7 protein-coding genes and 1 tRNA gene are annotated in these 9,312 nt (G+C 44.9%); 4 read left to right on the top strand and 4 right to left on the bottom strand.

Translation table 11 applies throughout. The features are described 5' to 3' along the window. Nucleotides 1–369: 369 nt before the first annotated feature. Nucleotides 370–675, top strand: a complete 306-nt coding sequence (locus HQK80_13695) for a hypothetical protein (GenBank protein MBF0223255.1) — start codon at nt 370–372, stop codon at nt 673–675. Here the strand turns inward: HQK80_13695 and HQK80_13690 are convergent. The 3 genes from HQK80_13690 to malQ all read right to left on the bottom strand — a co-directional run bounded on the left by HQK80_13690 (nt 670) and on the right by malQ (nt 3,026). Beyond that, nucleotides 670–745 (bottom strand) — tRNA-Glu (locus tag HQK80_13690). The two genes, HQK80_13695 and HQK80_13690, sit on opposite strands and share 6 nt — an antisense overlap. Before the next feature lie 63 nt (nt 746–808). Continuing rightward, a complete protein-coding gene (locus tag HQK80_13685; GenBank protein ID MBF0223254.1) occupies nt 809–1,399 on the bottom strand; it encodes a flavodoxin family protein in 591 nt (196 codons plus the stop codon). Nucleotides 1,400–1,409: 10 nt separating this feature from the next. Further along, the gene (gene malQ, locus HQK80_13680) at nt 1,410–3,026 is read right to left on the bottom strand and encodes a 4-alpha-glucanotransferase (protein MBF0223253.1); all 1,617 of its coding nucleotides are present in this window, start codon (nt 3,024–3,026) and stop codon (nt 1,410–1,412) included. Between the two features lie 287 nt (nt 3,027–3,313). Here malQ and HQK80_13675 point away from each other — a divergent pair, with 287 nt between their 5' ends. Then, complete coding sequence (locus HQK80_13675; protein MBF0223252.1) at nt 3,314–4,636, top strand: sigma-70 family RNA polymerase sigma factor; 1,323 nt, start codon at nt 3,314–3,316, stop codon at nt 4,634–4,636. A gap of 119 nt (nt 4,637–4,755) precedes the next feature. Beyond that, the gene (locus HQK80_13670; protein MBF0223251.1) at nt 4,756–7,143 is read left to right on the top strand and encodes a DNA internalization-related competence protein ComEC/Rec2; all 2,388 of its coding nucleotides are present in this window, start codon (nt 4,756–4,758) and stop codon (nt 7,141–7,143) included. 27 nt (nt 7,144–7,170) lie between these two features. Here the strand turns inward: HQK80_13670 and HQK80_13665 are convergent, their stop codons facing one another. Next, on the bottom strand, nt 7,171–8,253 hold the full coding sequence (locus tag HQK80_13665) for a type IV pilus twitching motility protein PilT (GenBank protein MBF0223250.1): 1,083 nt from the start codon (nt 8,251–8,253) through the stop codon (nt 7,171–7,173). A 199-nt stretch (nt 8,254–8,452) separates the two neighbouring features. Here HQK80_13665 and HQK80_13660 point away from each other — a divergent pair, with 199 nt between their 5' ends. Further along, on the top strand, nt 8,453–9,292 hold the full coding sequence (locus tag HQK80_13660) for a PHP domain-containing protein (protein MBF0223249.1): 840 nt from the start codon (nt 8,453–8,455) through the stop codon (nt 9,290–9,292). Nucleotides 9,293–9,312 lie beyond the last annotated feature (20 nt).

Raw genomic sequence — 9,312 nt, 5'->3', positions numbered from 1 at the left:
TAAAGCATCACGAACCGCTCTTATCCATCCCTTGTGTGGCCGACTGACAGCTAAAATGGAACTAAAATGTTTCAGTGTCGTGTCAAGCTGCTCTCTTATGAGTTTAATATTTTTTCTGTCCACAGTTGTCACCTATATACAAAAACATATTGTTATTCCTGAATAATATTACAACATAAATTTAGTAATTACTAAATTTTTTTCTATTTTAATAAAGAAGTGCCTGAATAATTATAAATAAATATTTAGCCATACCTGAATATTAATTTGCTGATTGGCAAATGTCGCAGAATAATTGGCCTTGCGTAATATTCGTGAAAGAAATGAATCCTGATTGATATCCATGACATTTCCAAGGCATCAAAACCCTTGCTGAAAATAAAGTTTTTAAAAAAGCCGTTTGACGAATCTCTTGAAAATGCCGGCTGGCAAGGAATTGCAGGGAGTATAAAAACAAAAAGCCGTCCAAAAGCCGCCAATAACGGCTTTTGGAATAGAAGTCACATCTCAAAAGAAGCCGTAACGAAACAAATAAATTCTTGTTTTAACTATCGTTTATCTGAATTTAACGCAGAGAATGCGAACTTAGATATTACAGCTCTTGGCCACTCCTTGCTAAATTTGCAATTGACGGCTTTTGCGCAGCAACATATTGATATAACTAGAAAATGGTGACCCCTACGGGACTCGAACCCGTGTTACCGGCGTGAGAGGCCGACGTCCTAGACCACTAGACGAAGGGGCCACATATTTGGTGTGCAGAATTGGGCATTACTAAATTAAAGGGAGGCATTTGTCAAGAGTTAGTTTATGGCACAGCAATGCTTCTACCGAAGGCCACCGCCCGCTCAAGCTTCTCTGGACTGCTTGATGAGTCGGCTCGTTTGTCAACGCCACGAACAAACAGTTCGCCGGAATAATTAAACCCCATGGCATCATAAGCATATTGAACACACATTTTAGAACCATCGAAAATTTTAGGCCCGTGTGTGGCTGCAACCGAAATAAAATATCCTTTTTTATCGGGTTCAATCAGCCACTTGCCCTGAGCAGCTAGAAGCTGTTTTCTTGCCCATAAGGCCTGCATTCGATCAACAAACATCTTCATTTGCGCCGAAAGCCCATAAAAATAAATAGGAGAGGCAAGGATAATATTCTTGGCAGTTACAATCTTACCATAGATGTTTTGCATATCATCATCAATAACGCAACGACCAGTTTTATCGCAGCCTCCACAGGCAATGCACGGGCCTATGTGCAAATCGCAAATCCGGACAGTCTCAACACTGCCACCCTCTAGTTCTATCCCCTGCGTAACCGCAGCCAGCAAGGTTTCACTGTTGCCTTTCTTCCTGGGACTGCCAGAAAAAGCAATAAACTCACTGGATGCAATACCCATGAAAAAACCTTTAATCCTTGCCAGAGATCCGCCCGTAAAAACGGGTCTCCTCTCGCAGCCAGTTGCCGATTTCAGTATTTAAAAACCTTGATGCACAGCGCCACTGCCAGTTATTCTCAGTTGTCCCAGGTGTATTCATTCGACAATCAGAGCCAAAACCAAGAATATCCTGAAGCGGAAGAATTGCTGTCGAGGCGGTGGAGCTGAGAGCAAAACGGATAAAATCCCGGTGGATCGTTGCCCCATCGCTATTAGCATATTTCCTGACCCGTTCCTTGCTTGCCGCCCCGATATTCGCGCCAAGATACCAACCCACAGTAGTATCATTATCGTGTGTTCCTGTATATACGATACAGTTGGTAGTTTCAAAATTATGCGGCAGATAAAGGTTATTCTCATCTGAGTCAAAGGCAAACTGTAGAATCTTCATTCCAGGAAACCCCAAATCATCACGGAGTTTCCGAACGTCAGCGGTGATAATCCCTAAATCTTCCGCAATTATCGATATACCTTTAATATCTCTGCCCATATCGACAAAAAACTGCCGACCAGGCCCCTTAACCCAACGGCCCTTAACTGCAGTCAGTTCTTTTGCAGGGATCTGCCAATAGGATTCAAATCCCCTGAAGTGGTCAATTCTTATAGCGTCAACCATCTGCGCCAGGTGCTTAAAGCGCTGTCTCCACCAGCGATACAGCGTATCATTTTTGCGCCTACCGTCCTTCCACAAGTAAAGAGGATTTCCCCAGCGCTGCCCAGTTTCACTGAAATAGTCCGGCGGAACACCTGCAACATAGGTTGGTTGGGATGTTTTTCTATCGAGATGGAAACAGGATTGGTTTGCCCACACATCAACACTGTCATAGCTAACATAGATAGGCAAATCGCCAATCAATTGAACACCGCACTTGGAAGCATAGGCCGCCAAACGGCGCCATTGTCTAAAAAAAATGAACTGCTCGAACTTATAGTACAGTACACGCTGGGACAAGGACTCAGAAACCGCCTTCAGCATCTCAGGTTTACGCGCCACAATATCTTTGGGCCATTGATCCCAAGACTTATTTTGATGCTCACGAATTGCCATAAATAGTGCATAATCGTCAAGCCAATAAGATTCATTATCACAAAACTTTGGGAAATCCTCATGCCCACGCTCGTTAAAATGCACAAAGGCCTTTTCCAGAACGAGACTCTTAAACTTAATTACATTCGCAAAATCGGCTCGATACTCAGAAAAACCATCACCAGCATGAAGTACGTCCCAGGTTAAAAAACCATCATCAACAAGAGATACAGGGCTGACGAACAAAGGGTTGCCAGCCATTGCCGACACACCCATGTAAGGAGAACAACCAAAAGCATCCGATACCGGTCCTAAAGGCAAGAACTGCCAGTATCTTTGCCCCGCGGCAACCAGGAAATCAATAAAGTCAAAAGCACCCTGACCGAGATCTCCAATTCCATATGGACCAGGCAATGAACTGATATGCAGAAGAATGCCACTTGATCGACCATTGAACGATATATTTTTTTTAGCTATCACTTTGCATTCACCGAATAGAGTACTTATAGTCGTTCTGATTCGACAGCGACTATTAGCGTTGACACATTTGAGCTGACCCAGCTCAACATTTTCATTTTTAGCTTAGTGGCAAATTGATCAGCATGTCAAGTTGATCACATGCAATTCACCTTTATAATTTAGTTGCCACCCATAATTTCGAAATATCGTTCTTGTTTTTTTTACAAATTTTACCGACAATAAGTATCATCAGAAGTTGCTATTGGATATTTTATACCCACAACAGCACTATTTTTGTTGATTTTTATTAAATTTATTTTTATGTTGCGCGATTTTCGTATCCGAAACTACATTCAATTTACATAAACTTAGTCGGGAGATAACTCTTAGTGCCTGCCGAGATAAAAAAACAACTTCTTAAAGCTAGTAAAGAGATCGGTTATCTGACGATTCCCTTCCTAAACAAGCTTATTCCTGAAGACAAAAACGCTGACTTCATCGATGAGATTTTTGAATTTCTTGAAAAGAAAAAGGTCAAAATCATCACTGAGGAAAAAGCTGACGCCAAAAAAACACTTTCTGGCGTAACCTGGCAGGATGGGGACGAAATCGACCCTGATCTGGAAAAAGACACGCTTTCCGCCAAAGATGACCCACATGAACCAGAGGAGACTACGACAACCTATCTCCGTGAGATGGGCCAATTTGATCTCCTGACGCCCGAAGAAGAAGAAAAATACTCAAAGGCCATTCGAAGCGGCTTTGATGCGATCATACGGCTGATCCGAGAAGATACGTCTGGTGTTCCTGAGATTAAGATACTCGTTGACCGCGTTGCTTTATGGGAAAAACGCGACCCTACCTTAAAGCCCAAAAAACAGCATTTAAACTTCATGGTTCGTTCGGTTTCGGCATGCTACGGCAAGTATTCTGAAATCAACGCACTGTTGATCATGAAACAGAGAATCGCTGTTTACACGAGAAATATTGAGTGGGCCAAAGATGCAATGATCAAGGCCAACCTTCGGCTGGTAGTCAGCATTGCCAAACGCTACATGCACCAGGGACTCAGCCTCGCAGATCTTATCCAAGAGGGGAACCTGGGCCTTATGCGTGCTGTTTTTCGCTTCGATTACACGAAGGGCAATAAATTCAGCACCTATGCCAGTTGGTGGATCAGGCAGGCTATCACCCGCGCTATTCTAGACAAAACTCGCACAATCCGTCTTCCTGTACATTTCCTTGAACTACGCAGTCAGTTCTTCAAAGCCTTCTACTCGCTTCTTAAAGAGCTTGGCAGAGAACCAACACCAATAGAGATTTCAGAGAAAACCGGCCTGCCAATGGACAAGATCCTGGCGATCCTCGAAGCTTCAAGAGAGCCGATTTCATTGGAGACCCCGGTAGGTGATGACGACAGTACCCTTGGTGACTTTCTTGAAAACAAAGAGTCCGCTTCACCCTACGAGTCTGTAAAGAACCATGAGCTTTCAGACCGGGTAAAATCGATATTGATGACCTTAAGCCCCCGGGAAGAAAAAATTATTCGCCTGCGCTTTGGTATTGGTGAGGACGCCGAGTACACACTTGAAGAAATCGGCAAGCGTTTTAATGTTTCCCGTGAACGTATACGGCAAATTGAGAAGAAAGCCTTGAACAGACTACGTCATTCCAGCAGACGTGAAAAGCTTAAACCATTTACGGATTCATAAATTACAACTAGCTCAAACCTATTTTCTCTGTAACCCGATCATTCATTCCTGTCACTATCGCCCTGGCCTGCGGCATTGCCTGGAGCTTTTTTGCATTTGTTCCTGTTGACCTCTGCGGGATGCTCGCGATTATTCTCGCCGTCAGGATATCTCTCTTCAGGCAGTTTAAACGCTGGTCAAGCCCATACCTCCTTCTCGCATTCTTCTTCCTGGTCGGTGGCATACACGGAACTCTCGGCAACAAACAACCAGAAGACCCCAACCATGTTCGCCAACTGATCACCCAACGACAGGAACTCTCCATAACTGGCACGTTATTGCAAAGTCCGGAACTGAGCCCCGACAAAACAACCCTGCTGATCGACTCGCATCAAATAATTGAACCAAACACCAGCTATCCAGCCATCGGCCTTGTTCGTATTGCCGTCAATGGCAGAATTGCCCCCGACATTCAACCCGGAGACAGCATTATCTGCCGGGCCTGGCTGACACCTGTATCAACCTACGGTGTCCCTGGGGCATTTGACTACAAAAAGTTCATGGCCCAAAAATCGATCTGGGTTACGGGTTGGGCAAAATCACCTCTTTTAGTTAAAAAAATTGTTTCTCCGAAGCCCCATACTTTTAAGGAAAAGGCTCGATTTTTTTCTGAGAGAACACGTTACCGAATAAACCTTTTTCTCACCCAGACACTCAACCCTCGTCAATCCGGTATTTATAAAGCAATTCTCACAGGTGACAGATCCGGGCTCTCACCTGAAATCAATGAATCTTTCAAAGCCAGTGGCGCAACTCATCTTTTGGCTATTTCAGGCATTCACATCGGCCTTCTTGCTCTTATTAGTACGTTTCTATTTACCATCCTCCTGAAACGTTCAGAGAAAATACTCCTGCGCTTCTCGGCACCGAAGCTTGCAGCCGGGCTTTCATTAATTCCGTTGATTCTCTATGCCACAGTTGCTGGTTTTGGCCCTCCGGTAGTCCGCTCCTTAATCATGGTTACGGTGTTCATCGTGGCCTTCATATGTAATCGTCAGTGGTCAATTTCCAACAATATCGCTATTGCCGCACTTATCATTTTAGCATTTGACCCCACCCTGCTCGCCACTGCATCGTTCCAGCTCTCGTTCTGTGCCGTCTCGGCAATTGCACTCTTTGCCCCACAGCTCAAGAGAATTACCAACTCACCACCTTCATCGGCGCCAAACCGCACATCAATCTCCAACAAAATCAGGCGCTGGGCGATGGCCTCGCTACTGATCTCCATCATAGCCAGCGCCGGCACCGCCCCCATAATCTTGAGTCATTTTAACAGAATATCCCTATTAAGCCCGATCACAACATTACTTGTCGAGCCCCTACTCTGCATCTGGTCACTCACCTTAGGGCTGTTCGGGGCATTAGCAGTTCCCCTGCCTCAACTATCTGCGCTTATCTTTCAGGCAGGGGCTCTTGGCATTGATCTGGCCATCGCCATCACCTCTTCACTTGCCAAACTGCCAATCGCTTCCATATGGGGCCCGGCACCTCATCCCATCCAGACCTTTTCATGGTATCTACTGCTCATACAAATTGCCTCATGGCACCATCCACAATTTCAACGAGTAAAAAAAACTAGCCTTATTATCGGCCTTGCCGGCCTGGCGATTCCTGCTTTTGTCTCATTTAACCCTAACAGCAAAGATATGCAGGTTACCGTTCTTGATGTTGGCCAAGGCAGTGCTGTCATCCTGCAACTGCCCGACAAAAGAACATTTTTAGTCGATGGCGGTCAAAAAACGTACAGCAAGTCAGAAACCTACAGCTTCAATGTAGGAGAGCGGATTATTGCACCATATTTATGGCATAATCAGATTACTAAGCTCAGTGGTGTACTTATCTCTCATCATGATGCCGATCACTATAACGGGCTTAGTTTTATTCTCGAAAGGTTCAAGCCAGACAATCTCTGGATCAACTCCAGATACACTGAGATAGATGCCTCTGGGGCAGACAGTTACAGTCTGTTACTTGATAAGGCAGAAAAACTCGGCATTGCCGTCTCAACCCCGGTTCAGGGAGAGAATCTACTGTCCGGCTCAGCTGCGAAATTAGTTGTTGTTTCACAGATCAGGCAGGACACTACCATCTCAAAATCAGACCTAACAAACGATGACAGCTTGGTTTTACGATTAGAGTTTGGCAAAAAATCGTTTCTTTTTCCGAGCGATATCGAAAAGAAAGGGGAACTATCGATCATCAAGCTGGGCGCAGAGCAAATTGACACAGACGTACTTGTCGCACCGCACCACGGCAGCAAAACTTCAAGCAGCCCGGGTTTTTTAGAAGCTGTCTCACCAGAGGTTATTGTGGTTTCGGCAGGAAAAAACTCCAACGGCATCTTCCCCTCCAATGAAACAATGCAGGCCTATAAAAAAATCGGCAGCAAGGTCTTCCTTACTGCCGAATCAGGAACTGTCTTTTTTAAAACTGATGGCACCAACCTGACGACAACTACCTTCTTTTAAGTTCACGAAATGTTCTTTACCAACCTATCAGGCCTCGGTAAAATCGGTTGGCGGGTTCTTTAAAAACTTAACAAACTTTGATTTATCAATAGAATTTGTATAAGCCGATTCGGGAGATATCCAGCCCTTCTCAAGATGTTCCATAATAGCGTCATCTAATGTCATCATGCCATATTTCTTACCGGTCTGCATAACAGATGGTATCTGAAATGTTTTCCCTTCACGAATCAGATTTCGAACAGCAGGCGTACAGATTAATATCTCAAGAGCTGCGCATCGCCCCTTGATATCAACGCGTTTAAATAGAGTCTGTGAAACCACAGCCTTTAAGGCATCGGCCAAGGTTGAGCGCACCTGGGCCTGCTGACCTGAAGGGAATATCTCAATAACCCTGTCCACAGTTTTTGCGGCATTCAAGGTATGCAAAGTGCCAAAAACCAGATGTCCTGTCATGGCAGCTTCCATGGCCAGTGAGATCGTCTCTAAATCCCTCATCTCGCCAACCAGAATGATGTCTGGATCTTCACGGAGGGCGCCACGTAACGCTGCCGAAAAACTCTTGGTATGTAAGCCAACTTCACGGTGATTAACAATACACCGCTGGCTTTTATGGACAAACTCTATGGGGTCTTCCACCGTCAGGATATGGTCGGCCCTGTCTTTATTGGCCTGATCAACAATAGCAGCCAATGTCGTCGATTTACCGCTACCGGTAGGTCCGGTCACAAGCACCATACCTTTCGGCAGGGCGGACAACTTACTGATAACTTTCGGCAGACCAAGTTGCTCACAGGTCAGGATATCACTTGGTATTTCACGGAAAACAGCTGCAATCCCATATTTTTGCTGGAAGAGATTTCCCCTGTAGCGGGCTAATCCAGCAATTTCGTATCCAAAATCTACATCGCCGGTCTCCTCAAACTGCTTAATTTTATCTTCGGTAACAATTTCGTATAGCAAGGCCTTCAAGGTATCATTGTCGAAGGTATTATATTTCACCTTTTCCATATCGCCTCGAATACGCAATATCGGCTGCTGCCCCGACACCAGATGAAGGTCGGAAGCCCCTTGTTCGTTCATAAGCTTGAAAAAAGCATCAATCTGTGCCATACGATATCTCCTCAACGGACAGTGATGTCGCCATTATTGGCAACACCGGAAGTTAAATATAAAAATGTAGAGTGAAAAAAGAAGCACAATTTATTACTGTGGCAGTAGTTTGCCCATCCTTATCCGACAAAAACCAAGCCAGTCGTAATCAGTGTAGCAAAATTTACCTTCAGGTAAAAATTTTTTCTTCTTGGATGATATGAATTATATTGACCTTCACACACACTCGTCATACTCCGACGGCACCCTCTGCCCTTCCGCCATTGTTGATGCTGCTTCAGAAAAAAAAATCAGCACTCTGTCAATTACTGACCATGACACAATGGCCGCAACAGCTGAGGCCATCGACTGCTGCAAAAAGTGTGGTGTTGAATATCTTCCGGGAGTAGAGATCAGCACTCATATCAAAACCATGTCTGTGCATATTCTCGGCTACTATCTTGACCATAACTCCGATCCATTGCTGAGTTTTTTAGAGACAATTCAACAGGCACGAACAGAGCGAAACGAAAAAATATTCTTACGCCTCAATCGACTGGGGATCAAGCTTTCACTTTCTGACATCTCAAACAGCCACAACCCATCATCACAGATTGGCCGCCCCCATATAGCCCAACTACTCGTCAACAAAAGGGTTGTAAAATCAGAGCGGGACGCCTTCAGCCGTTATCTCAAAAAAAATGCCGCGGCCTATGTGCAGCGCGCCCAAATGCCGACAGCAACAGCAATAGCAGCTATTCGAGCCGCAGGAGGAATAGCGGTTCTTGCCCACCCAGCGAGCCTGGGGCTATCTGAAAAATCGCTGGCCCAATTGATTGACCAGTTAAAAGAGGACGGGCTGACCGGTGTCGAGATATTTCACCCTCTGCAGTCAGACAAAAATATCGCTTTTTTAGAGAAACTCTGTCATAAAAACGATTTAGTAACAACAGGCGGCAGTGATTTTCATGGAAGAGATCGTGACAAAACAAATATTGGTGAGTATGGCTACAATAAACTCATTTCGGGTTCACTCATCACTGCCCTTAATAGATATTAACCGGCAACTTAGCCCTCTAC

The sequence above is a fragment of the Desulfobulbaceae bacterium genome (assembly GCA_015231515.1).
Taxonomy (GTDB): Bacteria; Desulfobacterota; Desulfobulbia; order Desulfobulbales; family VMSU01; genus JADGBM01.
The sequence above is the reverse complement of the archived record's forward strand: the minus strand, read 5'-3'. Positions and strand labels throughout refer to the sequence as shown.